This is a genomic window from Bacillus sp. UNC438CL73TsuS30 (assembly GCF_000482325.1).
GTDB lineage: Bacteria > Bacillota > Bacilli > Bacillales > Cytobacillaceae > Neobacillus.
In genome coordinates this window covers 1-25,510 of record NZ_AXVA01000013.1, presented here as the reverse complement: position 1 = coordinate 25,510, position 25,510 = coordinate 1, and the positions used below count along the sequence as shown (strand labels likewise).

The 25,510-nt window shown below is 38.4% G+C and carries 26 protein-coding genes; 17 read left to right on the top strand and 9 right to left on the bottom strand.

Going from position 1 to position 25,510, the window contains the following annotated elements; translation table 11 throughout:
• Window positions 1–251: 251 nt before the first annotated feature.
• The 3 genes from M028_RS0106705 (at window position 252) to M028_RS0106695 (ending at window position 5,729) form a co-directional block, all read left to right on the top strand.
• Window positions 252–3,908: a dynamin family protein gene (locus tag M028_RS0106705; protein ID WP_026573214.1), complete on the top strand. Its 3,657-nt coding sequence runs from the start codon at window positions 252–254 to the stop codon at window positions 3,906–3,908.
• Between the two features lie 26 nt (window positions 3,909–3,934).
• Window positions 3,935–4,762: a sulfurtransferase gene (locus M028_RS0106700; protein WP_026573213.1), complete on the top strand. Its 828-nt coding sequence runs from the start codon at window positions 3,935–3,937 to the stop codon at window positions 4,760–4,762.
• 73 nt (window positions 4,763–4,835) lie between these two features.
• A complete protein-coding gene (locus M028_RS0106695) occupies window positions 4,836–5,729 on the top strand; it encodes a 5'-3' exonuclease (RefSeq protein WP_026573212.1) in 894 nt (297 codons plus the stop codon).
• A gap of 33 nt (window positions 5,730–5,762) precedes the next feature.
• On the opposite strand, the gene sspL is transcribed toward M028_RS0106695, so the two are convergent.
• Window positions 5,763–5,903 (bottom strand): small, acid-soluble spore protein L, encoded by a 141-nt coding sequence (gene sspL / locus M028_RS0106690; RefSeq protein WP_026573211.1) that lies wholly within the window; start codon window positions 5,901–5,903, stop codon window positions 5,763–5,765.
• Between the two features lie 83 nt (window positions 5,904–5,986).
• Between sspL and M028_RS0106685 the strand changes: the two genes are divergently transcribed.
• Entirely contained in the window at window positions 5,987–6,478 is a 492-nt protein-coding gene (locus M028_RS0106685) for a divergent PAP2 family protein (protein ID WP_026573210.1), read from the top strand.
• A 34-nt stretch (window positions 6,479–6,512) separates the two neighbouring features.
• Entirely contained in the window at window positions 6,513–6,782 is a 270-nt protein-coding gene (locus tag M028_RS0106680; RefSeq protein WP_026573209.1) for a DUF6123 family protein, read from the top strand.
• 37 nt (window positions 6,783–6,819) lie between these two features.
• Here the strand turns inward: M028_RS0106680 and M028_RS0106675 are convergent, their stop codons facing one another.
• Window positions 6,820–7,740, bottom strand: a complete 921-nt coding sequence (locus M028_RS0106675) for a DMT family transporter (protein ID WP_026573208.1) — start codon at window positions 7,738–7,740, stop codon at window positions 6,820–6,822.
• Window positions 7,741–7,745: 5 nt separating this feature from the next.
• Window positions 7,746–8,153, bottom strand: a complete 408-nt coding sequence (locus M028_RS0106670) for a reverse transcriptase-like protein (protein ID WP_026573207.1) — start codon at window positions 8,151–8,153, stop codon at window positions 7,746–7,748.
• A 199-nt stretch (window positions 8,154–8,352) separates the two neighbouring features.
• On the opposite strand from M028_RS0106670, the gene M028_RS0106665 reads away from it, so the two are divergent.
• A complete protein-coding gene (locus M028_RS0106665) occupies window positions 8,353–9,009 on the top strand; it encodes a ribonuclease H family protein (RefSeq protein ID WP_026573206.1) in 657 nt (218 codons plus the stop codon).
• A 20-nt stretch (window positions 9,010–9,029) separates the two neighbouring features.
• Window positions 9,030–9,215, top strand: a complete 186-nt coding sequence (locus M028_RS0106660; protein WP_026573205.1) for a zinc-finger domain-containing protein — start codon at window positions 9,030–9,032, stop codon at window positions 9,213–9,215.
• Between the two features lie 49 nt (window positions 9,216–9,264).
• On the opposite strand, the gene cspD is transcribed toward M028_RS0106660, so the two are convergent.
• A complete protein-coding gene (cspD, locus tag M028_RS0106655; RefSeq protein ID WP_026563856.1) occupies window positions 9,265–9,465 on the bottom strand; it encodes a cold-shock protein CspD in 201 nt (66 codons plus the stop codon).
• A gap of 276 nt (window positions 9,466–9,741) precedes the next feature.
• Between cspD and M028_RS0106650 the strand changes: the two genes are divergently transcribed.
• The 3 genes from M028_RS0106650 (at window position 9,742) to mntR (ending at window position 12,839) form a co-directional block, all read left to right on the top strand.
• Entirely contained in the window at window positions 9,742–10,029 is a 288-nt protein-coding gene (locus tag M028_RS0106650) for a hypothetical protein (protein ID WP_026573204.1), read from the top strand.
• A gap of 134 nt (window positions 10,030–10,163) precedes the next feature.
• Window positions 10,164–12,329 (top strand): DNA topoisomerase III, encoded by a 2,166-nt coding sequence (locus M028_RS0106645; RefSeq protein WP_026573203.1) that lies wholly within the window; start codon window positions 10,164–10,166, stop codon window positions 12,327–12,329.
• 81 nt (window positions 12,330–12,410) lie between these two features.
• Window positions 12,411–12,839: a transcriptional regulator MntR gene (mntR, locus tag M028_RS0106640; protein ID WP_026573202.1), complete on the top strand. Its 429-nt coding sequence runs from the start codon at window positions 12,411–12,413 to the stop codon at window positions 12,837–12,839.
• A 45-nt stretch (window positions 12,840–12,884) separates the two neighbouring features.
• Here the strand turns inward: mntR and M028_RS0106635 are convergent, their stop codons facing one another.
• Complete coding sequence (locus tag M028_RS0106635) at window positions 12,885–13,097, bottom strand: hypothetical protein (RefSeq protein WP_035423883.1); 213 nt, start codon at window positions 13,095–13,097, stop codon at window positions 12,885–12,887.
• Window positions 13,098–13,209: 112 nt separating this feature from the next.
• Here M028_RS0106635 and M028_RS0106630 point away from each other — a divergent pair, with 112 nt between their 5' ends.
• Window positions 13,210–13,887 (top strand): class I SAM-dependent methyltransferase, encoded by a 678-nt coding sequence (locus M028_RS0106630; RefSeq protein WP_026573200.1) that lies wholly within the window; start codon window positions 13,210–13,212, stop codon window positions 13,885–13,887.
• A gap of 36 nt (window positions 13,888–13,923) precedes the next feature.
• On the opposite strand, the gene metA is transcribed toward M028_RS0106630, so the two are convergent.
• Window positions 13,924–14,832: a homoserine O-acetyltransferase MetA gene (gene metA, locus M028_RS0106625; protein WP_026573199.1), complete on the bottom strand. Its 909-nt coding sequence runs from the start codon at window positions 14,830–14,832 to the stop codon at window positions 13,924–13,926.
• 156 nt (window positions 14,833–14,988) lie between these two features.
• On the opposite strand from metA, the gene M028_RS0106620 reads away from it, so the two are divergent.
• From M028_RS0106620 to M028_RS0106600, 5 genes are all read left to right on the top strand, one after another.
• Window positions 14,989–15,522, top strand: coding sequence for a hypothetical protein (locus tag M028_RS0106620; protein ID WP_026573198.1), 534 nt, complete (start codon window positions 14,989–14,991; stop codon window positions 15,520–15,522).
• A gap of 1 nt (window position 15,523) precedes the next feature.
• Window positions 15,524–16,000, top strand: a complete 477-nt coding sequence (locus M028_RS0106615) for a glutathione peroxidase (protein WP_026573197.1) — start codon at window positions 15,524–15,526, stop codon at window positions 15,998–16,000.
• A 106-nt stretch (window positions 16,001–16,106) separates the two neighbouring features.
• The gene (locus M028_RS0106610) at window positions 16,107–16,955 is read left to right on the top strand and encodes a DegV family protein (protein ID WP_026573196.1); all 849 of its coding nucleotides are present in this window, start codon (window positions 16,107–16,109) and stop codon (window positions 16,953–16,955) included.
• A gap of 120 nt (window positions 16,956–17,075) precedes the next feature.
• Complete coding sequence (locus M028_RS0106605) at window positions 17,076–17,723, top strand: HD domain-containing protein (RefSeq protein WP_026573195.1); 648 nt, start codon at window positions 17,076–17,078, stop codon at window positions 17,721–17,723.
• On the top strand, window positions 17,720–19,609 hold the full coding sequence (locus tag M028_RS0106600; RefSeq protein WP_026573194.1) for an ABC-F family ATP-binding cassette domain-containing protein: 1,890 nt from the start codon (window positions 17,720–17,722) through the stop codon (window positions 19,607–19,609). The genes M028_RS0106605 and M028_RS0106600 overlap by 4 nt, the downstream gene beginning before the upstream one ends.
• Window positions 19,610–19,791: 182 nt before the next feature.
• On the opposite strand, the gene M028_RS29560 is transcribed toward M028_RS0106600, so the two are convergent.
• The 3 genes from M028_RS29560 to M028_RS29555 all read right to left on the bottom strand — a co-directional run bounded on the left by M028_RS29560 (window position 19,792) and on the right by M028_RS29555 (window position 23,087).
• On the bottom strand, window positions 19,792–21,396 hold the full coding sequence (locus tag M028_RS29560; protein WP_035423881.1) for a sodium:solute symporter family protein: 1,605 nt from the start codon (window positions 21,394–21,396) through the stop codon (window positions 19,792–19,794).
• Between the two features lie 3 nt (window positions 21,397–21,399).
• Entirely contained in the window at window positions 21,400–21,540 is a 141-nt protein-coding gene (locus M028_RS32690) for a hypothetical protein (RefSeq protein WP_155925500.1), read from the bottom strand.
• An 86-nt stretch (window positions 21,541–21,626) separates the two neighbouring features.
• Window positions 21,627–23,087: a sigma-54 interaction domain-containing protein gene (locus M028_RS29555; RefSeq protein WP_051590957.1), complete on the bottom strand. Its 1,461-nt coding sequence runs from the start codon at window positions 23,085–23,087 to the stop codon at window positions 21,627–21,629.
• A gap of 285 nt (window positions 23,088–23,372) precedes the next feature.
• On the opposite strand from M028_RS29555, the gene M028_RS29550 reads away from it, so the two are divergent.
• Window positions 23,373–25,370: an oxidoreductase gene (locus M028_RS29550; RefSeq protein ID WP_051590956.1), complete on the top strand. Its 1,998-nt coding sequence runs from the start codon at window positions 23,373–23,375 to the stop codon at window positions 25,368–25,370.
• Window positions 25,371–25,510 lie beyond the last annotated feature (140 nt).

Sequence of the window (25,510 nt, the reverse complement as noted above, 5' to 3'; positions counted from 1 at the left end):
TCATTCTCAACAAGTACGGAGAAGGAAGGTGTTATGATGACTTTTGCTTTTGTGGGCGGTACAATTATTATTTATGCATTTGTCATGAAGCACGTTTTAAAAAATGTAACACATTAATTAACATCTTAAAAAGCCAAGGAAATCTCCTTGGCTTTTATTTTTTTCTAAGATAATCGATTGTCAAGATAGGAAAAGTGTGAATAATCGTATAGAATAAAACTATTACTATGTAGTTAAGGGGAATAAGATTCATGGTTCAAACAACCAAACAACAGGAAACTGCTCAATCATTAAGAAATAAATTAATTGGGATTTATGATTATTTGCTAAACGAAAAAGACGCTGAAAATGCCGGAAAGCTAAAGGAATTAGCTAAGAAAATGGAGCTTCAGGAATTTGTTGTTGCATTTTGCGGCCATTTTTCAGCAGGCAAGTCGACGATGATTAATAAGGTAATCGGAGAGAATTTACTGCCATCAAGTCCAATTCCAACCAGTGCCAATCTTGTAAAAGTGAAAACAGGTGAGGAATACGCAAAGGTTTTTTTCAAAAATGACAAACCACGGATTTACTTAGCACCATATGATTATGATTTGGTAAAAAATTATTGTAAAGACGGCGATCAAATCGAGGAAATCGAAATCAGCCACAGCGAATCGAGTTTGCCGGCAAATACGGTGATTATGGATACACCGGGAATTGACTCTGCCGATGATGCCCATCGAATCGCAACGGAATCCGCATTGCATTTAGCTGACTTGATTTTTTATGTAATGGACTACAATCATGTTCAAGCTGAATTAAATTTCTTATTCACAAAAGAGCTGGCCGAGGCGGGGAAAGAAGTATATCTAGTTATCAATCAAATTGATAAACATAAGGATGATGAACTTAGCTTTGCTGACTTCCAGAAAAGTGTTATTGATTCTTTTGCAACATGGGGAGTACGTCCGAAACGGATTTTTTATACATCATTAAAAAACCAAAGTCACCGCTACAATGAATTTGCCGAACTAAAACAATTTATTGCGGAAAAATTAGCTGCGAAAGATGAAGCATTGCTTCCATCTATTTTTCATTCTTTAAGAAAGATTGCCCAAGACCATTTGAATCAAGCAAAAAAAGGGGAGGAAGAAAAACTTTCATCCATTTTAGAAAAATTCAATGAGTTATCGGAAGCTGAAAGAGAGGAACTACTTGAGCTACATCAGCTTTTACAATCGAAAATGGGCAATGCGGCAGGCAGTCTAGAACAATCTGAAAAGAAATTTGATGAAGATTTAACTGAAATTATTAAGAATGCTTATCTAATGCCATTTCAAACAAGATCTTTGGCAGAGGCCTATTTGGAATCAAGCCAATCGGAATTTAAAGTTGGCTTCTTGTTTTCAAAACAAAAAACACAGGAGGAACGAGACTCGAGACTTGAGCGTTTTTACCAGGACATGCTGGAAAAATCAAAAGAACAGCTTGAGTGGCACCTCCGTGAATTTTTATTAAAATTTCTTAAAGAATACGAAATTGATCAACCTAATTTAACCGCTTCTGCTCAGGCACTTAAGATTGATTTTCCTGTCGATTTGTTAAAGTCTTCAGTTAAGCCTGGTGCACGTTTATCAGGGGAATACGTCTTAAATTACACAGAAGAGGTAGCCTCAAAAATTAAAAAATTAGCGAGAGAACGTGTAGAAGAATTAAAAGCTGAATTTTTGCATGCTTTATTGGAAAGAAACAACAAGGTGAAACATCAGTATCAACAGGAATTCAATAGGATCGAGCCTTATGTCCAGGCAATTGAAGAAATCGAGAAATATCAACAGGAACTAAGATTAAAAGCCGATAAAGTTGATGAAATCATTACCCTTTCAAATCAAGCGAGATTGGACACATACCATTTATTTGATCTTGAGGATGAAGAATATGAAGTGGTTCAAAGTGGTGTGACGAATATTAAGCCGGCAGAAAGTGTAAGCAAAGTTAAAGAAAACAAGCAATTAAATACTACACCTGCAGTACAAAAAGAATCTATACAAGAAACAAACCAGCTAAAGAAAATGGTGGAGAGACTTCGGAAAAATTCCAGCCTTGTACATGATCTGCCAGGTTTTAAAAAGCTTGCAAGGGAATTGGAAGAAAAGGCGTCTCGCTTGGAGAACAAGGGATTCACGGTTGCCCTATTTGGTGCCTTCAGTGCGGGGAAATCCTCTTTCGCCAATGCTTTAATGGGGGAAAAGGTTCTTCCTGTTTCACCGAACCCAACCACTGCGGCCATTAATAAAATAAAGCCTGTGACTGAATCAAATCCGCATGGAATGGTTCTTGTAAAATTTAAAGAGCCTGAAGCAATGCTTGAAGATGTAAATCGTTCCTTGAAGGTATTTGATTTACAGATTAGAAATTTAGCAGAAGCCTGTGGGGAAATTGACAAAGTTCTTTTACAAAATCAGCAAGACGGAGTAATGGAGAAAACCCATTTTGCATTTTTGCAAGCCTTTAAGAAAGGGTATGATTCATTCAATAGTCTCTTAGGGACAGTCTTGAAAACAGATTTAAGCGAATTTACCGACTTTGTCGCAAAAGAGGAGAAATCCTGTTATGTTGAATGGATTGAATTGTTCTATGATTGTGAGCTAACCAGAAAGGGAATTACCCTTGTGGATACTCCTGGAGCAGATTCTATCAATGCACGGCATACCGGGGTTGCCTTTGATTATATTAAGAACTCAGATGCGATTCTTTTTGTAACGTATTATAATCACGCTTTTTCAAAGGCAGACCGTGAATTTTTAATTCAATTGGGTCGGGTAAAGGATTCGTTCCAGCTCGATAAAATGTTCTTTATCATTAATGCTATTGACTTGGCCGAGAATGAGGAAGAGAAAAATACAGTAGTCGATTATGTAAAAGATCAACTTGGAAAATATGGAATAAGAAATCCGCATCTTCATCCGTTATCCAGTTTATTAGCGATTAAGGAAAAACAAGAGCCTTCTGCTAATCCTGCTTCCAATATGGTTGATTTTGAAAGGTCATTCTATCAATTTATTTCCAATGACCTTACACAAATGGCAATTGCTTCAGCTGATAACGAACTTAGCCGTGTACATGAATTGGTCCACAAGCTGATTCAAAGCGCAAAAGAGGATCAATCTGTAAAAGAACAGAAGCGTTCAGCAATTGAAAATCAAAAGACGAGAATCAAAGAATTACTTAACAGGCAATCCGTTGAGGGGTTGCAAAATCGTATGCGTCAAGAAGCAGAGGAATTAATCTATTATATAAAACAGCGGGTATTTCTTCGTTTTAGTGATTTCTTTAAAGAAGCCTTTAATCCTTCTACATTACGGGATGATGGACGTAATTTGAAAAAAGCATTGCAGGCAGCCCTTGATGAATTCCTTGAAAGCTTGGGATTTGATTTTGCTCAGGAAATGAGAGCAACCACAGTCCGTTTAGACCGTTTTGCTGAAAAGATTATGGCAGATTTCGAGATCAGTTTTGTAAGAAGCTTGATTGATTTAAATGAAGACCTGTCATTCTCCAGGTTTGAATTAGAGCAGGGAGTGGAATTAGAATTTCAAAATGCCTTTAAAGACATGAATAAACAAAGTTTTGTTAAGGCAATGTCTTATTTTAAAAATCCAAGAGCCTTCTTTGAAAAAGACGATAAAAAATTAATGTTGGATGAGTTAATGAATGTATTAACTATACCTGCAGATGAATACCTAAACGATGAATTAACCCGTATTAATGATCATTATGCAAATGTATTAATGGCCGAATTTAACAAGCTGTTAAGCCATATAGAAGAGCAAGCAAATGAATTTTATTTGAGCCTTCTTTCCGCATTAGAAGGTGGAGTCTCGCTTGAAGTGTTAACCGATGTACAGCAAAAGCTAGGTGAATAATAATTAATTTAAGGGGAGAGATTATTTTGAACTTTGGTAAGGACAAGGAATGGCTGTTGGAAAAATTAAACAATTCAGATGTTCGCATTATTGATTGCCGGTTTTCTTTAGCGGAACCTGATAAAGGCAGTCTCGATTATCAGATCAATCATCTCCCTGAGGCTATTTATTTTCATCTTGAAAAAGATTTATCAAGTCCTGTTACTCATCATGGCGGGCGGCATCCAATGCCGGAAATTTTTGAATTCATCGGTAAACTGGAAAAAGCGGGAATCAATCAAAATACGATTGTTGTCGCTTACGATCAGGGAGAAGGTGCATTTGCTGCACGTTTTTGGTGGATGCTGCAATACCTTGGACATGAAAATGTTTATGTTCTTGAAGGCGGGTATAAAGGATGGCTCGAGGCCAACTACCCTCTAACAGCTGAAGTCCCTTCATTTGCCAAATCTACCTTCATCCCAACCATTAAGTCTGAATGGCTGGCTTCAGTGGAAGAGGTAAAAACTGTAGTTCAAAATCGGCCAGACAATATCATTTTAATTGATTCGCGAGAAGAGAAAAGATATTTAGGGATTGAGGAACCAATTGACAAAAAAGCTGGACATATTCCGGGTGCAGTTAACAAACCATGGTTTGAGGGGCTAAAAAGCGGCTTTTATAAGTCAGAGGTTGAACAAAAAAAGCGATTTTTAGATATTGATCCTAATAATGAGATAATCGTTTACTGTGGTTCAGGTGTAACAGCAGTTCCTAATTTTATCGCTTTAAAGAAAGCTGGTTTTCCAAGTGTTAAGCTGTACTTAGGAAGTTTTAGCGATTGGATCTCCTATGAAGAGAACGAAATTGAGTAAAATTTAGGGCCGAACTATGTTATAATGGATTTTGTATTATTTTTATGACCCTAAATTTTAAGGAGGTTCTAGTTTGGAAAATCAAAAGCCTTCACTTATGCTCGTTGATGGTATGGCCCTATTATTTCGTGCTTTTTATGCCACGGCAGTAACCGGGCAGTTTATGATAAATTCAAAAGGAATTCCCACGAACGGAATTCATGGTTTCATCAAGCATTTATTCACAGCTGTATCTTCCTTTAAGCCAAGCCATGTAGCTGTTTGTTGGGATATGGGTAGTAAAACCTTCCGCACAGAGCTATTCGACGCTTATAAGGGCAATCGTGGGGAAGCACCGGTGGAATTAATTCCTCAGTTTGATTTAGTAAAGGAAGTAGTTGAATCATTTGATATCCCTAATATTGGAATGGTGGGATTTGAGGCAGATGATTGTATCGGTACCATAGCCAGACAATTAAGTGGGCATGCAAATGTTTCCATTTTAACGGGTGATCAAGATATCCTTCAGTTATTAGATGATAGTATTTCGGTTATTTTGTTGAAAAAAGGCTATGGCAATTACCTTGTTCATACACCTGAAACTTTCTTCGAAGAGAAAGGTATATCACCTCGTCAAATGATTGATTTAAAAGCATTAATGGGGGATCCTAGTGATAATTATCCGGGAGTAAAAGGGATCGGCGAAAAAACGGCCCTCAAGCTTTTAAAAGAGTACAACCATGTTGAAGGAATTATTTCAAACCTTGACGGACTTTCAAAATCAATTAAGGCCAAAATTGAGCAGGATTTAGAGATGCTCCATTTATCAAGACGATTAGCAGAAATTAAATGTGATGTTCCGGTCAACATTGCACTTGAAGATGCCGGTTTAAAGATTGTAAAAGAAAAAGCATTGAATAAATTAACCGAACTAGAACTTCGCGGTGTGCAGCGTTTGCTGCCTGTTGACGAGGCAATTGTTTCCTAAGAAGGATGAGGCTGAGTAAATCAGCCTCATTTTTTATATTTTCGTGTTAGACTTTTTTGCTGCATTTTCTAACTTGCTTTTTGGTTCCTCAGCAAATTCAGCATCTTGCCCATATCCTTGGGGTGTAACCCCTGGAGCCTTTGTTCCACGGTCGGAATTTTTATTTTTACTCAAAACGATCACCTCCTGTTTTGTTAGTATTTCCAGCAAGAATAATAAAACACGTCTTTCTTAACAATAATGGAAGGGGTGATGAAATGAATAAAGGTGTTTATTTAGCTCTATTTAGCATTGGGTTAGCCCAAGGATTAAAAATTCCTATCCATTATGTTAAAAAGAAGGAATGGCGTCCTGAACTATTCTTTCAAACAGGTGGGATGCCTAGCTCGCATTCAGCGGGGGTTTCCACTTTAACGACGTACATTGCATTGAAAAGAGGGCTGCCCACCTTTGATTTTGCTCTCTCACTTGTCTATGGATTAATCGTCATGTATGATGCCCAGGGGATCCGCCGCCAAACAGGCGAGCTCACTTTAAAGGTTAATTCCATGAATGATTTAATAGAAAAAATTCATAAAGAAGAAAGCCTGGAATTTAAACAAAATACGCCGAAAAGACTGAAAGAAATGTTAGGACATCAACCCGAAGAAGTAGTGGGAGGGGCGCTTTTAGGTGTACTCATTGGGATTACGGGCCATTTATGTACAAAAAATCATAGAAAACCAAAGAAATTTACGTTAAGATTTTAGAGGGGATTTTTTTAGAATAGAGAGGGGAAAGTCAGTGCAGTCGTTGGAGGATTATTTGGATTATCTGCAGGGAAAGGGCTTCCAATTACACGAAGATGCGATTGGATTTATTTATTTCGGAAAACGTTACACGAATGCTTCCGATGAAATAATCAATACAGCAGTAGAAATAACGTTAAAAGCGCAAAAAAGCTTTGATGGAAGTTTTTATATTTCTTTGCTTGAAACACTCATGGTTAACAAGGTAAAAAACAGAAAAGATGCAATTCGGTTTGTAAAGGAAAAAGAACTTCTTGCTATTTAAAGAAAAAAAACTCCCTTTTATCAGGGAGTTTTTTTTCTTAGCCTTCAATGGTTTTACTTTTTCTTAGAAAAGAAAGTTTATCCGTAGGAAATTCTGCAATAATCATTCCCGCAAAAATAAGGATGCAGCCAAATAAAGCGCTGATGGATAATCGGTCATGTGCCCAAAAATAACCAGCTACTGCAGCAAAAACGGGCTCCATGGCAAAAATTAGAGCAACTCTTGTTGCAGTTGTGTATTTTTGGAAATTTGTTTGAATCAAAAACGCTGCAGCTGTTGCAAACACACTAGTAATAATGATGGCGATTAGTACATCATTGGATAATAAAATACCAGGGTCTAAAGATCTCTTCCAATCTTCAAAAAAGAACGAAGAAATGATGGAAAGGACGGCAACCGTTGTAATTTGAATGACTGTTAATAAAAGGCTTGGATACTTACTGCTAAATTTGCCGGTCATGATGATATGCATGGCAAAACTTATGGCACAGACCAAAACAAAACCATCGCCAATATTAAGGCCTGTTACATCCGTCATTGTCAGGAAAAATAAACCAATAGTTGCGGTACACACACCAAAAATGGCATTACGGCTTGGATACTGTTTTGCTAAAAAAATCGAGAATAATGGCACTAAAACAACACTTAAGCCTGTAATAAAACCTGCTTTGGAAGAGGTTGTATATAAAAGTCCGATTGTTTGGGTTGCATATCCAAGAAATAACCAAAATCCGATAAAAACACCCGATAATAACATTTTACCATTAAGCAGTTTCAGTTGTTTTTTGTCAAAAAGGATAAGACAGATAAAAAGTAACAAGGCTGCAATTAAAAAACGAACGCCATTAAAGGAAAAGGGTTCTAGCAAATCAATTGCATTTTGGACTAAAACAAAGGTAGTTCCCCATACTAATGTAACGAGCAGCAAACTTATATCAGCAATAATCGGTTTTTTCATAATGATTATTGTTCCTCCATGTTATTTTTTCGGATTGCAAGCCTTGCAAGTTCATCTGCAACTTTATTTTCAATGCTTGGAATCCATTTCATAAAAAATAAATCGAATTCCTTCGATAGCTGCATTGCTTTTTCTAACAATGGAGCATAAAGTTTGTTTTTCGCAAACTCCTTTTCAACAGCTTTATTGACTAATTCCGAATCGGTTCGAAACGATACGACTGTATTGGTATAGCCTTTTTCTAAACAAATTTCTAATGCTTTTATAAAGGCATGGTATTCTGCTTCATGGTTGGACATAATCCCAAGCGGAATCGAATATTTATCTGCAGTTCCCTGTCCTTTTATAAAAATGCCGGCTCCGCTTGGTCCAGGATTACCGGCACTCGCCCCATCAATATAAACTTCAATCAAGATAATTTCCTCCATTTGTAAGCTAATGAAAGTTTATCATAATTAATGACCATATTGGAGAAAAAGTTTTTTCTATCACAACTATTAATAACTGGGTATGATAAGAACATATCAACATAAGGTAAAATGAAGGATAAATATTTAAGAACGTATAAATTGTTGCATTAAAACCGAAATAGTATAAGAAAGGCTGGAAAAAATGAAATATCGAATTGAGTGGAAATATCAACCTAAGGGAAATGAAAAAGTCCAATTTACCTCTGACTGGATTTCAGGAGAATTAGCCCTTCAAACAGGGGAGGAACTTGATAAGTCCGGAAAAGTTTCAGAATTAACCTACTATGATGAGATGGGGACATCTTGGACTTTAAAGGAAATGAAGAAACTAACCGTTGAAATCGAAGAAGATCCCCATGAAGTGACGGTTTATTTTGATGGAGGATTTTACAAAGAAACGAACCGGGCCGGTCTTGGTGCCGTTATTTTCTTCCGGCAGGGAAAGAAGAAATATCGTATCCGGGCAAATGAACATATTGATCAAATGGATACCAATAATGAGGCAGAATATGCAGCATTCTATTATACATTGAACATTTTAGAAGACTTAGGTGTGCATCACCTCCCTTGTGAATTTAAAGGTGATTCTCAGGTTGTATTAAAGCAGCTCGAGGGAGAATGGCCATGCTATGAAGAAAACTTAAATCGTTGGCTGGACCGGATTGAGGAAAAAATTAAATCGCTAGGAATACAGCCGAGATACACAGCTATATCAAGAAATGAAAATAAAGAAGCCGATAAATTAGCCACACAGGCCTTAGAAGGAAAAGAAATTTTCGCTAAAACGCAAATTCTTTAAGAAAGGGAGGATAGAGTCAAGTGAAGAGTCCAGCAAGAAAAGAAGTATTAACCTTTGTAGAATCTTTAATGGCTCAATACTGTGAAGGGTGTTTTTTGCATCGCCAGTTAATTAAAGACGGTGGACGCAGGAAAGCGCACCAATTTTGTATTTCACAATGTACTGTCGGGCAACAAATCAAGGAGTTTGGGAAAAAGCTTTCCTAAAGGGTAAAATAAAAAGGCTGGCAAATGACCAGCCTTAGATTATTTGAGATTAAAGTTTTACCACGTTAGCTGCTTGTGGTCCACGGTTTCCTTCAACGATTTCAAAAGAAACTTCTTGACCTTCTTCTAAAGATTTGAAGCCCTCACCAGTGATCGCGCTGAAGTGTACGAATACGTCGTCTCCGCCTTCAACTTCGATAAAACCAAAACCTTTTTCATTGTTGAACCATTTTACTTTACCGTTTTGCATGTACTTCTTCCTCCTAAGCCTATCAAGACACCTTCTTTAGTGCCTAAGTTAAATAATTATCATGCAGCTAATAGGGCAAAATTTTGCCAAGCAATTATGTAACATGATGCTTTAAATATACAATAACAGAATTGGACAGTCAAGGAATGAAAGCGGTTTTTTATCCAAATTACAAGGGTCTGAAGATAGAAGGGACAACATCAGCGCGTCTAAACATAAAATTCAAGATTCAACATATGTATATTTATAAAAAAGTTAATGAAAAAGGGTGAGGGGATGTTCCGATTTTCCATTGACGGAGAGGATTGGATATTAAGATTCTCGCCGCATTTACAAATCGAAACAGATGAAAAACAGGAAATTATGATGTCTTTGCTCCATATCGGTAACCATTTATCCAATTTTTCACATGGTGAATCATTTATTATGTTCTCCAAGAAAATTGGCGCGATTGTATTTGAAGTTGAAAGATTTCCCTCATTCATTTTGACGGTTTCCAATATTGTCGATGAAGACCATTGGTATATTCAGGATACCACTATTAAATTGAAGAGAAAATTGTAACTTTGGTAAATCCTTTCCAGAAACTACGGTAACTGGAAGGGATTTTATTTTTTGAGTGATTTTTTACTCTTTACGTTGCGGGGGCAAAGTGGGAAAATGAATGTCGGATAGTTTGTAAAAAGGGAGCAATCTGCATGAAATTAATTATTGCCGAAAAACCGGACCAGGGCTCAACGCTTGCTTCAATTTTTAAACATAAAAAACAAAATGGCTTTATTGAAATATTTCCTAATGAAATTTTTAAAAATGGTGCCTACGTGACGTGGGCTATCGGTCATATATGCCAATTAGTTTCACCCGAAAAGTATCAACCGGGTTGGAAAAAATGGTCGCTGGAATCCCTGCCGATGATTCCTGAACACTTTGAATATGAAGTGACAAGAGATAAAGCAAAGCAATTTGCAGTCATTAAAAAGTTAATCTCCGATCAGGCAGTTAATGAAATTATCCATGCCGGGGATGCCGGAAGGGAAGGTGAACTAATCATCCGGAATATTCTTCGGTTAACTAGATGTAAAAAACCGATGAAAAGACTGTGGATCTCTTCCTTGACTGCAAACGCAATAAAAGAGGGGTTTACCAAGCTTTTAGATGAAAATGATACCCGAAGCCTGTATTTTGAAGCCTATACAAGGGCATGTGCCGATTGGGTAGTAGGGATGAACGCATCCCGACTTTATAGTCTTCTCCTGCAAAAACAAGGCTTTTCAGATGTATTTTCGGTTGGAAGAGTCCAGACACCAACCTTAGCCCTAATTGTGAAAAGAGAACTGGAAATTGAGAATTTTAAACCCGAACCGTTTTGGGAAGTAATCGCTCATTTTTTAATTAACGGCAAACGTTATAGCGGTAAATGGCAGAATGATGGGGAAACCCGAGTAAAAACAAAGGACTTAGCCGAAAAAGTAGCTGCATTTTGTAAGGGAAAACCAGCTGAAGTTGCCGAGGTAGTTTCTGAAAGAAAAGAATTTTACCCTCCTCTTCTTTATAATTTATCAGCTCTGCAAGCGGAGGCAAATAAACGTTATAAATTCTCACCGAAAAAAACACTGGATGTCCTTCAAAAGCTTTATCAAAAAGGAAATGTATCCTATCCACGTTCCGATTCGCGCTATGTTACGAAAGAAGAGGCAAATACTTTCCCGGAAATTTTGGGGAAATTAAGCCATATAAAAACATATCAAGCATTCTTCCCTCTGCCTAATCCTTCTCTAATCGATAACAAACGGTATGTGAATGAAAAAAAAGTAACCGATCACTATGCCATCATACCGACTGAACAAATCCCCAATATTGAGAGACTGGATGCGGATGAACGAAAAATTTACGATTTGGTGGTAACAAGCTTAATTGCCGCTCACTATAACAAGGCAATTGCTGAATATACAACGGTAACGACCTTAGTGGACGGGCGTGCTTCTTTTCAATCAAAAGGGAAAGTGCAAATTGAAGAGGGATGGAAAAAGGTTTTACAGCCGCCAAAGGAACATGAGGATGAACCGTCACTTCCATTTTTAGAAAAAGGCGAAAAGGGTAAAACGGAAAAGATAAATGTAAAAGAAAGTCAGACCCAGCCTCCAAAGCGTTATACTGAGGGCCAATTAATTACATTGATGAAAACGGCAGGTAAGCATATTGAGGATAAAGAGCTCGAAAAAGTTTTGACAAGAACGGAAGGACTTGGAACTGAGGCAACAAGAGCAGGAATTATCACCATGTTAAAGGATCGTCTTTATATTCAAGTGACCAAAAACTTGGTTTACGCTACGGCAAAGGCAAAAATCTTAATTGAGGCAATTGGACAGCAAATCTTGGCCTCACCGGAAATGACGGCAAAATGGGAGCAGAAATTAAAAGAAATCTCAGAAGGATCCGCTTTACCCAAACATTTTATGGAGCAAACCAATAAAATGGTTGTACATCTTATCAATTCAAGTGTTGACCAATCAACAAATTGGAGCTTTTCGGATGAGATGAGGGACAATTTTTCGCCGGGAAAGAAAAAAACAAAAACGGTGACTAAACTAGGATCATGTAAAAAATGTGATGGTACGGTGATCGATAAAGGAAGCTTTTATGGCTGCAGTAATTTTCGGAAAAATCAATGTGATTTTACGATATCAAAAAAAATTCTTGGGAAAAATATCACTCAAAAAAATATTAAATTACTGCTTTCTGAGGGAAAAACAGACCTGATTGAAGGGTTTACAAAAAATGAAAAAACCTTTAATGCTCGGCTTTATTTAGATGACCAGGATAAAAAAGTGAAATTTTTATTTGAAAAAGTGCCGCAAAGATAATCCATGAAGTGACAATGCACCTTGTCACTCAAATTTATCTATAGTAAACTTTTAATGGAGTAATTTTTTGGAGGTTTCGGGATGCCAACACCTAGTATGGAAGATTATATTGAACAAATTTATAAACTGATTGAAGAAAAAACATACGCTCGAGTCTCTGATATTGCGGAAGCATTATCTGTACATCCCTCCTCAGTAACAAAAATGGTTCAAAAGCTAGATAAAGATGGATATTTAGTTTATGAAAAGTATAGAGGTCTGACTTTAACGATAAAAGGACGAAAAATAGGAAAACGGTTAGTTTTTCGTCATGCACTTCTTGAGCAAATGCTAAAAATAATCGGTGTTAAGGACGAAAATATTTATAATGATGTCGAAGGAATTGAACATCATTTAAGCTGGGATTCAATTGACCGGATTGGTGATCTCGTTCAGTTTTTTGAGGAAGACATTTCAAGAATCGATGCATTAAGAGATATTCAAAAGCAGAATGAAACCGAATTGGAATAACGGTTAGTACAAAAGAGAAGCACCTGGTTCAAAGCCAGGTGCTTTTTAAAATAAATTTGGATAGTGGTCAAAGGATTGTTGCAGTCCAGAGCTTAAGGTCAAATTGCCTTCAGAATCCTCTTCAGTTTGTATGCCTTCCAACAAGCCATGTTCAGCCTCCAATAACGCTTTGCGGTAAGAGATGACTCTCCCTTCCGAAGTAACGAAGCTAATGATTTCACCAAGATGATTCCGGTGAAGCCCGACAATCGTCTCCATTCTTATTCCTCCTTTTTCCATTATTCTTTCTAAATGGAAGAGATAATAATCAAGAAGGGTATTTTAAATTTTAAACGAATTATAGATATAAATTCTTTTATGGAGGTTTACTGTGGAAATTAAATGGGTTGAAGAAGCCGAAAAGCAATGGGATAATCGGGCAGGAAGTTGGCATGCCAGCAGCAGGGCAATGTGGGAATCAGGCAGCAGGAAAGACATAATCCCGTTTTTGAAAAAATATTTGCCGGCCGGGACAGATATCTGCGATTTAGGCTGCGGGGACGGCTATGCTTCCGTTAAGCTTGCCAAACTGGGGCATCATGTAACAGGGATCGATTTATCAGAGCAAATGCTTGAAAAGGCGTCAGTGCTGGCAAAGGGCAGTTCCGTTCAATTTATCAAGGCAGATATTTCAGAGGTTCCAAAGGCGCAAAATTCTTTCGATGCCGTTATGGCCATTAATTCTTTGGAATGGACGGAAAGCCCCTTAAAGGTTCTTTTTGAAATCAAGCGAATCGTAAAAAATGATGGCTTTGCTTGTATGGCCATTTTAGGACCGACTGCCATGCCGCGAATCAATAGCTTTCGAAGACTTTACGGAGAAAAGGTCATTTGTAATACGATGATGCCATGGGAATTCGAAAAGCTTGCAGAGGAAAATGGCTTTAAAAAAATAGCCGAAATGGGAGTGTACAAGCGTGAGGCAGAAAAACTTCCTGTTGAACATCTTCCACTCGAGTTGCGGCAGTCCCTGTCCTTTATGTGGGTATTTATGTTCAAGATAAAATAAAACGAAAGCATCGGTTCGCTTGAACCGATGCTTTGTTTAATCCCATAAAAATGGAGTTTCTTGGTAGACGTAGTAATTCAGCCAGTTTGAAAAGAATAAATGTCCATGTGAGCGCCAACGATTTACCGGTGGATTGCTTGGGTCATTATTTGGAAAATAATTTTCTGGGATATGGATATCCAGCCCTTTGTCAACATCTCTCATATATTCTTCTGCTAATGATTCAGATTCATATTCTAAGTGACCTGTGATCATTACATGCTTTCTATCTCGGGAGGAAATTAACAATGGCCCTGCTTTTTCTGATGCGGCTAACAGCTTTAATTCAGGATGATCTTTTATCTCTTCGATGGATACATCTGTATACCTTGAATGCGGTGCGTAGAAAAGGTCATCAAATCCGCGCAATAAGATATCATTTGTATCAAATATCTGATGTGAATAGATACCAGAACATTTACGCGGCAGCTCAAATTTACCAATATCGAAATGGTAGTAAAGCGCAGCTTGTGCTCCCCAGCAAATATGTAACGTGGAAGTCACATTGGTTTTTGACCAGTCCATTATCTCCGTTAACTCCTGCCAATACTTTACCTGCTCAAACTCTAAAAGTTCGACTGGAGCACCTGTAATAATCATCCCATCAAACTTCTGCGGCTTAACTTCTGGAAACGTGGTATAGAACTGTTCAAGATGCTGCCTACTTGTATGGGTAGATTCATAGGAACGTGTTTTTAAAAACTTCACATTCACCTGCAGAGGTGAATTTCCTAATAATCTTAATAGCTGTGTTTCAGCTTTTTCCTTTATGGGCATTAAATTTAAAATTAAAATATTCAACGGACGAATGTCCTGGCTGACCGCACGTTCATCATCCATGATAAAAATATTTTCTTGTTCAAGTATTTCCCGTGCGGGTAAAAGCCTTGGAATATTAATAGGCAAGTGACCATCTCCTTCTTTCTGTTAAACAAAATTATGTCTTAATTAAATATAAATTTATAATATTTGGTCAATAACATTATAAACATTATCTCTCTTACAGAAAAGAAAATAATTTTTGATAAAATAAAAGTAATGAATTAGAGGCGGGTGAAATTTATGTTTGATCCAACTGCTTTCGATAACATGAAAGTCGTCATCGAGGGTGCAATATATGACTTAGACCTGGGCGGCGAAATCGTGATTACCGATCGCAACGATAGTATAAATATGGCTAAAATGTCGCGGAATTTTGATATTTCTTTTAAAATAGCTGAATCTTCTGGAAAGAGTGCTTCGGTTAAAATTGAACTAGACTCTAGTCTAATGAATTTAGCGGCTGAACTTATTCCTTCTATGGGGTCGGAAACAAAAGCCGGATGTTCCTTGAAACTGGAATTCTTTTACGAGAGTCCCAATGTAGATCATAATGAAGTTGAGAAACTATTTTCAGATATATGGGGGCCATCGAGAAAAATTACGCAAAGGGTACTAATGAATCCACTTCATATGGAAATAGAAGGGCTGCATACCGTTACGGTTGAATTCGATCGGATGGTACGGGAAGAACAATTAGATGATTTGGTTGAGATGATTGAATATGTAATTTCATCGTTAAAGCGGCTTGAAATGATCATTTATAGGGGGAAATAGAATGGCAATTTATGAATTTAATGCTAAAACTATTGATGGTGCTGAGGTTTCACTTGAGCAATTTAAAGGGAAAGTACTATTGGTTGTCAATACGGCAAGTAAGTGTGGATTTACCCCGCAATTTAATGAACTTCAGCAAATCTATGAAAAGTATAAGGACAAGGGATTTGCCGTTTTAGGTTTTCCCTGCAATCAATTTATGAACCAGGAGCCCGCCAATGAAGAAGAAATCAAATCATTTTGTGAATTAAATTATGGTGTTACTTTTCCGATGTTTGCAAAAGTGGATGTAAATGGCAGTCAGGCACATCCGTTATTCAATTATTTAGCTTCACAAGCTCCCGGGGTCATGGGATCTAAAGCAATAAAATGGAACTTCACCAAATTTTTAGTGGATCAAACTGGGAATGTCCATAAACGTTATGCTCCAAGTACAAAACCGTTTGAGATTGCTAAAGATATTGAAGGTCTATTATAGGTAATTTTTGAAAATTTTAAATATTTACAATACAATTGTTAGAGGTTACCATTAAAGTAATGATATTCCTAAAGCTATAGATTATTGGGATAAGGAGTGATCATTTTTGGTCAAAACGGCTTGGGTGACCGACAGCACAGCATTTTTAGATGATGAACTAAAAAAACATCCGGATTTATATACGGTCCCGCTTTTGATTGTTCTCGATGGCGAGGAATATTTAGATGGGATTGACTTAACGGCAGGACAGCTTTTTGAAAAATTAAAAACTTTAAAGACACCGCCAAAAACCTCACAGCCCTCTGTGGGAGCCTTTCAAGCGATGTATGAGCGATTAGAGAAAGAGTATGATCAGGTCATTACGGTCCTTATCTCCGGGAAATTAAGCGGTACGGTTTCATCAAGCTGTCAGGCGGCGAATCTTGTATCGATCCCGGTCACGACGATTGATTCAAAAATTCTAACCTATCCTTTAGCAGCCTTGATTAAAAAGGGGATGGGGTGGCTGTCAGAAGGAAAAAGCTTGGACTATGTCGTGAACAGGCTGGAAACGATTAGGGAAACTAATGAAGCCTTTGTATTGGTCGGCAGCCTGGAACAGCTCCACCGCGGCGGGAGGATGTCAGGCGTGCAATTTTTTCTTGGCAGTATGCTGAATGTAAAACCAATCATCTCGATTGAGGATGGCGCTTTAACTGTAAAGGAAAAAGTCCGCAGCGAGAAGAAAGCGAAAGAGAAGATTGTTGGTTATTTGCGACAATCCTATGAGAAATATCGAATAAAGGAAGTTTATATTTTGTACGGTTTGCATGAGGATCAGGCAGAGAATTGGCAGAAGGAGTTACGGGTGATATTTCCGGAGCTCTCGATTCTTACTTGCCCACTAGGAGCGGTAATCGGTGTTCACGCAGGCGAGAACACCTTGGGGATTAGCTGGTTTAATAGTATGGAATAGTGTTTGGATCCGTGGGCTTCCCGCGGATTTTTTCTTTTTAAGGGGGAGGATTTAACCAATCTTTTTCAACAATCCTTCTTTTTCATGATAGAATAGCAAGGATGAGGGTAGGTGTTTTAATTGAAAAAACAAATCATTGAACAAGCAGAAACGTTTGTGCAAAGTGAATTAGCTGAAGATGCTACAGGGCATGATTGGTTCCATGTGGATCGCGTCCGACGGAATGCATTATTTATATACGAACAGGAAAAATCAGGAGACCCGTTTATTATCGAAATGGCAGCGCTCCTTCATGATATACCTGATGAAAAACTAAATGAAACTGCTGAAAAAGGCGAAGCAAAACTGGATGGATTTTTAAGAATCATTGAATTATCAAAAGAAGACATACAGCAAATCAAAAAGATTATCGCTTCCATTTCTTTCAAGGGTGGAAGGAAAATAGAGCTGGAAACCGTCGAGGCGAAAATTGTCCAAGACGCAGACCGTTTGGATGCAATTGGTGCTATTGGGATTGCCCGTGTCTTTGCCTATGGGGGAAAAAAGGGTCAGCAGATTTATGACCCTTCCTACCAAATAAGAGAAGAAATGACGATAGAGGAATATCGAAAAGGGAAATCAACCAGCATTCATCATTTCTATGAAAAACTCCTAAAATTAAAAGACTTGTTAAATACAGAAACGGCAAAAAAAATGGCTGTAAGCCGTCATCAAATGATGGAGATATTTTTAGAACAATTTTATCAAGAATGGAATGGTCAATCATGAAAATGCTCACAGTGGAAAACGTCACGAAAACCTACGGGGAAAAACAACTTTTTAACGATATTTCTTTTACAATCGGAGAAAAAGAGCGTGTTGGCCTAATCGGGGTAAATGGAACGGGGAAATCCTCTTTATTAAAAATTGTGGCCGGATTGGACCAACCGGATGAGGGCAAGATTATTGCCGGGAAAGATTATTCCATTGCCTTTTTGGCGCAGCAGCCTGAATTTGATACGGACAGGACGGTTCTTGAGCAGGTCTATCATGGTGAAGCACCGATTTTAAAATTAATGCGTGATTATGAAAAAACGCTTCAGAAGCTAAACGCCTCTCCAAATGACTCCAAAATTCAGGACGAGCTTTTTCACTTACAAAAACAAATGGATGCTCTAAATGCTTGGGATGCGAGCACCAATGCCAAATCCATTTTAACTAAATTAGGGATTGAGGATTTTGGAAAGAAGATTGGCGAGCTTTCTGGGGGGCAGAAAAAACGTGTCGCAATGGCGCAGGTTTTAATCGCTGAACCTGATTTACTCATTTTAGACGAACCGACCAACCATCTTGATTTTGATACTGTCAAATGGCTGGAGGATTATTTGAGTAGATATAGTGGCTCGATTTTGCTTGTCACACATGATCGTTACTTTTTAGACCGTGTTGCAAACAGAATGTTTGAATTAGACGGTGGCAATCTTTACAGCTATAAAGGAAATTATGCAGCCTTTTTGGAATCCAAAGCCATCCGGGAAGAAAATGAGGCAGCCACGTTTGAAAAAAGAAAAAATCTCTTCCGCCGGGAACTTGAATGGATTAGAAGAGGTGCAAAGGCAAGAACAACAAAACAAAAGGCACGGATTCAGCGCTTTGAGGAGCTAGACGATAAGATAGCCGGAGGGAAACCATCTGGGGAGAAGCTTGATATTTCGTTAAACGGGAGCCGGCTGGGCAAGCAGGTTTTTGAATTAAAGGATGCTTCAAAACGGTATGGGGCCAAAACCATCCTTAACCATTTTGACCTATTGGTGAAGCCTGGTGACCGAATCGGGATTATTGGACGAAATGGTACAGGGAAATCCACGCTGCTCAATATCCTTGCCAAACGAATTCCACTTGATGAAGGTGAATTCTTGATGGGGCAAACGGTAAAAATCGCTTACTACACACAGGAAAGCGAAGACATGGATGAAAACATGCGGATGATTGAATACATTAAGGAAACGGCGCAAATTGTCGAGACTTCCGATGGAAAAACAATTTCAGCAGCGCAAATGCTTGAGCGTTTTCTATTTCCGCCGTTTAGTCACGGAACACCCATTCGAAAGCTTTCCGGTGGAGAGAAACGCCGCTTATACCTGTTAAAAATATTAATGACCGCACCAAATGTTCTACTTTTGGACGAGCCGACAAATGATCTCGATACACAAACATTAACCGTTCTTGAAGATTATTTAGAGGAATTCCCTGGGGTTGTTATTACCGTATCACATGACCGCTATTTCTTAGATAAGGTGGTCGATCAGCTGCTTGTTCTACAAGGGGAAGGTTCCATTAATTCGTTCTTTGGTAATTACACCGAATATCTTGAAAAAGAATCGTTAACCGATGCACAAAAAATTGTAAGCGTCTCTGCTCAAACCGTTAAATCTCCGGAAAAGGAAAAAAAGAAAAAAATGAGCTATATGGAGAAAAAAGAGTGGGAAGAAATTGATGACGTGATTGCTAAAACAGAGGAGAAACTGGAAGAAACTTCAGCGGAACTCGAAAAGGTTGGCAGTGATTTTACAAAGGCACAGGATTTGATGAAACAAGAAGCAGAATTAAATGAGAAGCTTGAGCAGTTAATTGAACGTTGGACCTATCTCGCTGAGCTGGCGGAAGGACAATAATAGATTTTGTAGAATAAAAAAGTTGACGCAAATTCAAAATCTGCGTCAACTTTTTTTTGATTCGCTGATAAAGGTTATAGATTCGCTGATATAATAGGTAGAACCGCTGATAAAACCTGAAAAATCGCTGTTAAAAAGAGTTTGAGTATAATTTTATACCCAAAAAAGTAGATTTATTATTTCTACATCGCCAATGTCAAAGGGTAGTAGTAGAAAATGAAAGTAATAATGATGATAATAACGCCGCTAATCATTAAATAGGCAGGATATCTTTTTGTGATCGCCATCTCTTCTTTATCGTCGGCTTCAATTGGCCGTGTTAAAATATTTGCTTGGAATTCTCGTTCTTCCTTAGAGATTTCGCCAACTTTAGAACCAATCCACAGAGCTAATAAACTTAAAATGACGCCGATAATAACTGGATCTAAATAAACTGGCAGTTTAACACCGTATTTTTTCAGGGATTCGCCAAGAATTACTCCCAAAAATCCAAATATGATACTCCACAAAGCACCTGTTTTTGTTACCTTTTTTGAGAAGACACTTGCAAACGCAACAGGACCCCAGGAAGCGGCAAATAACGTCGCCGCAAAATAGCCAATCCACATGATGGATGGCGGCTGCCAAAGCCCGATAAGAAGAATGACAATACTAGCAAGAATCATCGAAATTCTGCTTGTTACAAGCAGGCGTTTGTCAGAGTACTTTTTGTTGCGGGATTGTTCCATGATATCACGTGTAATACTGCTGCCAATGAGTTGCAGAAAGCTGGCACAGGATGATAATGCTGCAGCCATGATTCCACTCACGATAATAATTCCGAGCCATTTAGGGACGATATTCATTGCTGCCCAAATGAACACTTTTTCCGTTGGTTTAATATCTGGATTAATCGTAGTGATCGTAGAAATGCTGATGTGAAGGAACAAGTAGATCGTAATGATAGAAATGGTTGCCCATACACCAGAGCGAATCGCGACATGTTCATTTTTAGCCATTAAATAACGGCTGCTCTGCCAAGGGCTGATGGAAATAACCGCTGACCATACCAAACCTAAGATGACTGCCCAGATAAATGCTTCCCACGGTGCACCCATATAGTTATTCGGGCCAGTTATACCATGCCAGCTTAATAAATTAGGACGAGCAGGGTTCGTTGCTGCTTTCATAATGGCATCCGGGAATCCTCCGGCAGAATGAATAATATACGGGAAAGCTAAATAAGTAGCAATCGAGAAGATGAAAAACATGATGGTATCATTGACCATAACTCCTTTTGCACCGGAAAGAACGGTAAAAGAAGCATATACGACCCACATAATCAGTAAGGCAAAGGTGTAGGAAATCCCGGATATTTCCGAAAGCAATACGGCTGCACCCTGTGTAACAGCAACCAAATAGGCAGCAATACCAAGAATTGTTGTAATTGCTGCAGCCATTCTTACTTTATTAGATTGGAAGCGGTTACCGAAATATTCAGGCACAGTCAAGGATTTACTTCTTCGTAAATACCGCCCGAAAAAGAACACACCCACTACATAGCCGGTTGCATTGAAAATAACCAGGATGAGTAAAAGGATCGGGTAGCCTTCATATGAAAATCCAGCTTCACCCATAAAGGAAACAGTACTTAAAAACGAAGCAACCAGTGTACCAGTGACCATCAGCGTCGAGCCTTTTCTTCCGGAAACATAATATTCCTCAGAATTTTTAACTCGTCTGGAAAGAAAAACACCGATAAGGATGTAAACAAGAAAGGAAACAATAATACCGATTGTATAGATCATTTTTTACATCCCTGCCTTTTCATCTTTCGATATAGTTGTGGTAGTTACTACATCTTTCTCCATTCTGCCGACGAAAAATTTGGTTATAAGACCTAAAATAATAAGTGAACCTCCATAGCCGAAACAAAAAAGTAATTCTCCCACTATCATCACTCCTTGTCAATTAATCGTTCACTGAAATATAATGCAATATTTGTGCCAATTTCTAAAAATTCGGTCAATTGTAACAATTAAGTCGTCTCTTTTGAGGATAAGTGATATTTATGTAGTTTTCGCATAATAGTTGTCTGATTTACTCCTAATGCTTTGGCCATTTTTCTTGTGGATTTGTATTTCTTTAATGCATAGGTAAGGACTTGTTTCTCTGTTTCTTCTACGGCCCTTTTCAATGGGAGCTGCTGCAGTGATAGGTTGCTTTCATGGTGAATTCGATGGTCGATCGCAAATGGTAAATCCTCAATCCTTATAAGAGGTTTATTAGCCGTGACAACAATTTGTTCAATAAAATTTTCTAATTCTCTAACATTCCCACGCCATTCCTGTAGTTGCAGCAATAGTTTAGCATTTTCATCTAATTCAATCCGCTGCGAGTATTTTTGATTAAAATGATTTAGAAAATAATCTATTAATACTAATATATCCTGCTTCCGTTTTCTTAATGGCGGGATTCTTAGTGGGACCACATGAAGGCGGTAGTATAGGTCTTGACGAAACTTTTTTTCCTCAATCATTTGTAATAAATCTTTATTGGTGGCTGAAATGATGCGGATATCGACCTGCTTTTCTGAGGTTCCACCCACTTTTTTAAATGTTTTGTCCTGAACTAAATGGAGGATTTTAACTTGTAGCTCGAGCGGCATTTCCCCGATTTCATCTAAAAACAATGTACCGCCATCCGCCATCTCAACAAGGCCGGGCTTTCCCCGTTTGTTTGCTCCGGTAAATGCCCCGGCTTCATAACCGAATAATTCTGATTCCAGTAAGCTTTCGGGAATTGCCCCGCAATTCACTTGAACAAATGCCAGTGCATTTCTTGGGCTATTTTCATGAATGATCCGGGCTAAAACTCCCTTTCCAACCCCCGATTCACCATGAATGAAAATGGAGGAGTCTAAAGGGGCCACTCTTTCAGCTAATTGCAGTGTATTGACCATGTTTTTGGATTGCGTAATAAACTTTTGGGTGCCAATCGCTTTTTCAATGATGGCTTCATCTTCATTTTCTTGTTGTAGTATATGTATTTCTGCCAATTTTCTTTTCATTTCTACTAATTCTGAGATATCACGAGAATTGGTGACAATCCGATACAATTTTCCTTCTTCATCAAAAACAGGTTTGGCAGTCGCGAGAACCGTTTTTCCATTAGGATAATTTTGTTCATTTGATTGAACAGTCTGGGTTTGCATTGTTTTAATCGTGACAGAGTCGTTAATGATACCTTTCTCTACTAGTTCAAAGATGCTTTTATGGATAAAGGCTTCTGGAGGAAGTCCAGTAAAATGTTTACAGGATTCACTTACAAATAAGACATCTCCCTCAGAATCCGTTACAAAAATCTCATCGTAAGAAGAGTTCAATATTTGGGTAAGTTCTTTAATCTTTTTTAGTGATATATCTAGCTGTTCCTTTAGAGAATCATTTAATTTCTTTAGTCCAATTATTTTTTGTTGGTATTTCCATTCATTGATCATCTATCCACCCGTCCTTTTATAAAATTTGAACACATTTTGCATCGGAAATAAGCGGTGATCCCCTAAAAATATGGTTTCAGCAAATAGAAAGGAGGAAATTATCGGGATGAATCTTTTTTGCAACGATTGATGCAAAAAAGATTCACTTATTTCTTTCATTATACAATTAGTTCTGCAGATTATTGCGAATTTTTAAAAAGTATCCTAAACTTTTCACGGGTAGATTGGTTGGCATGAATTTTGCTAGGTTACTTGTTAAATACAAACAAATAGGAGTGAGTATCCGTGACGAATTATAAGCATTTATTTAGCCCAATCGAAATTGGTCACACAGAATTAAAAAATAGAATTCTTAGTACAGCACATCAGACAAATCATGTTGCCTGCGGGATACCCACGCCGGAGATGACTGCCTATCACTCTGCCCGTGCAAAAGGTGGAGTGGGGCTGATTGTTTTAGAAGCAGCAGCTGTACACGAATCAGGAATGTTGACGACACATACAATTGCAGGGTTTGATCCAAGGATTGTACCGGCCTATTTAGAGCTCGCAAATGAAGTCCATCAATTTGGAACGAAGGTTTTCAGTCAGTTATTTCACGGGGGAAGGGAGGTTGTTTCAAGCGATTATCGCACTGCAGCATTGGCTCCTTCTGCAGTGCCAAGTCTCCGGTTCGGAACGATGCCAAGACCGATGAGTATCGAGGAAATTAAAGATGTAATCGAAGGCTTTGCTCGATCAGCAAAACTTGCGAAGGAAGGTGGTCTGGATGGGGTAGAAATCTGCTGCTCTCATGGATACCTGCCAGCACAGTTTTGGTCCGGCCAAACCAATCATCGTACCGATGAATATGGCGGTTCATTTGAAAACCGAATGAGGTTTATTGTGGAAGTGATGCAGCGGGTTTGGGAGGAAGTCGACGAAGATTTCACGGTGGGGATCCGAATGAGTGCCGATGAAATGACAATGGACGGTTTGGATGTAAAGGGTTCCGTGGAAATTGTTGAGTATTTAGTGAATCAAGTTCGTGTAGACTTCATCAATGTTACATCAGGTGATTCCAGTACTTTTGCAGGGTCAACACATATTGTGCCGCCATCTCCAATCAAACATGGCTATAATTCGCCGCAAGCTTTTAAAATCCGCATGGCAGGCGCAGTTCCCGTGTTTGTTGGCTCCAGGATTGTCGACCCTGTCGAGGCGGAGCAGATTGTTGCCACTGGGAAAGCAGATGTCGTTGGGATGACCCGTTCCTTAATCGTCGACCCGGAAATGCCCAATAAAGCAAAAGAGGGGAATCATCATTTAATTGATGCATGTATTGGCTGTCTCCAAGCATGTATTGGCCATTATCATAAAGGATTGGCCATTGGCTGTGTCCAAAATCCAACAGCAGGGAAGGAACTGGAGGTGCAAGCACTTCAGAAGACACAGCGTAAGAAAAAGAAAGTGCTTATTATTGGCGCTGGCCCTGCAGGGTTAAAAGCTGCCTTAACGTTAGATGAGTTTGGCCATGAAGTTATACTAGCAGATAAATCAGATGAGGTCGGTGGGCTTTTGCATACCTTAAGGCGTGCTCCAATGCGACAAGAACTTGCGGAAACGATGCTTGACAACTTTATAAAAAAAGTGTCGATCAGCAATATAAGTGTAAAACTTGGCTGGAACATTGAACCCGAAGATATTAAGGAACTTGGCCCGGATGCAATTATTTGTGCAGTTGGCTCCCGCCCGTATATTCCGCAAATCCCTGGGATAAATAATCCAAGCGTTCGTACAGTTGATCAATTATTTAACAAACAAAGCGAAAATATTGGAAATAATGTCTTGGTTTTCGACTTCGGCGGAGATTGGCCGGGAATGGAGGCAGCCATTGATTTGGCAGAAAAAGGACACCAAGTAACATTAATTTCTTCAAGGCTATATATAGGTGAGGAAGTTCATCAATATTTAAGAAATGAATATTTAAAGAAACTCTATCAGTTAAATATTAAAATGATTCCTCACTATGATTTAGGCGAAATTAAAGAGGATGAAGTAGTAATCCGAAATTTATTTTCTTATGAGAAGGAGACCATTAAAAATGTGAACTCCATCATTCTTTCACTTGGGCGCGTTCCAAACGTGGAATTGTATGAGCAAATTAAAGACTCTGCTCCTGAATTATGGCAAATCGGCGATTGCCTAGCCCCAAGAACACTTGAAGAAGCAACATTTGAAGGACTAATGACCTCATTACAAATCGGACTTCAGGGCACAAAAAGTTTGCAGGTCAAACAATAACATAAGAAACAGGAGAGTTTTTCACATCAAAAGTGATAAACTCTTTTGTGCGCTTGGCAGCGTCTCGCTCTAATGGGTGAAAGTCCCTAACATGCCGTTGTGGCGGAAATGTATAGCTGACAGGTAGTGCGAGTATCGTG

Bases quoted from the DNA above. Each gene is read 5' to 3' on its own strand.
- cspD (WP_026563856.1), bottom strand. From the start codon at position 9,465: ATGCAAAACGGTAAAGTAAAATGGTTCAACAATGAAAAAGGTTTTGGT.
- M028_RS0106685 (WP_026573210.1), top strand. From the start codon at position 5,987: ATGAATAAAGGTGTTTATTTAGCTCTATTTAGCATTGGGTTAGCCCAA.
- M028_RS0106650 (WP_026573204.1), top strand. From the start codon at position 9,742: ATGTTCCGATTTTCCATTGACGGAGAGGATTGGATATTAAGATTCTCG.
- M028_RS0106600 (WP_026573194.1), top strand. From the start codon at position 17,720: ATGAAAATGCTCACAGTGGAAAACGTCACGAAAACCTACGGGGAAAAA.
- M028_RS0106645 (WP_026573203.1), top strand. From the start codon at position 10,164: ATGAAATTAATTATTGCCGAAAAACCGGACCAGGGCTCAACGCTTGCT.
- M028_RS29555 (WP_051590957.1), bottom strand. From the start codon at position 23,087: ATGATCAATGAATGGAAATACCAACAAAAAATAATTGGACTAAAGAAA.
- M028_RS0106675 (WP_026573208.1), bottom strand. From the start codon at position 7,740: ATGAAAAAACCGATTATTGCTGATATAAGTTTGCTGCTCGTTACATTA.
- M028_RS0106635 (WP_035423883.1), bottom strand. From the start codon at position 13,097: ATGGAGACGATTGTCGGGCTTCACCGGAATCATCTTGGTGAAATCATT.
- mntR (WP_026573202.1), top strand. From the start codon at position 12,411: ATGCCAACACCTAGTATGGAAGATTATATTGAACAAATTTATAAACTG.
- M028_RS0106615 (WP_026573197.1), top strand. From the start codon at position 15,524: ATGGCAATTTATGAATTTAATGCTAAAACTATTGATGGTGCTGAGGTT.
- M028_RS0106665 (WP_026573206.1), top strand. From the start codon at position 8,353: ATGAAATATCGAATTGAGTGGAAATATCAACCTAAGGGAAATGAAAAA.
- M028_RS0106705 (WP_026573214.1), top strand. From the start codon at position 252: ATGGTTCAAACAACCAAACAACAGGAAACTGCTCAATCATTAAGAAAT.
- M028_RS29560 (WP_035423881.1), bottom strand. From the start codon at position 21,396: ATGATCTATACAATCGGTATTATTGTTTCCTTTCTTGTTTACATCCTT.
- M028_RS0106620 (WP_026573198.1), top strand. From the start codon at position 14,989: ATGTTTGATCCAACTGCTTTCGATAACATGAAAGTCGTCATCGAGGGT.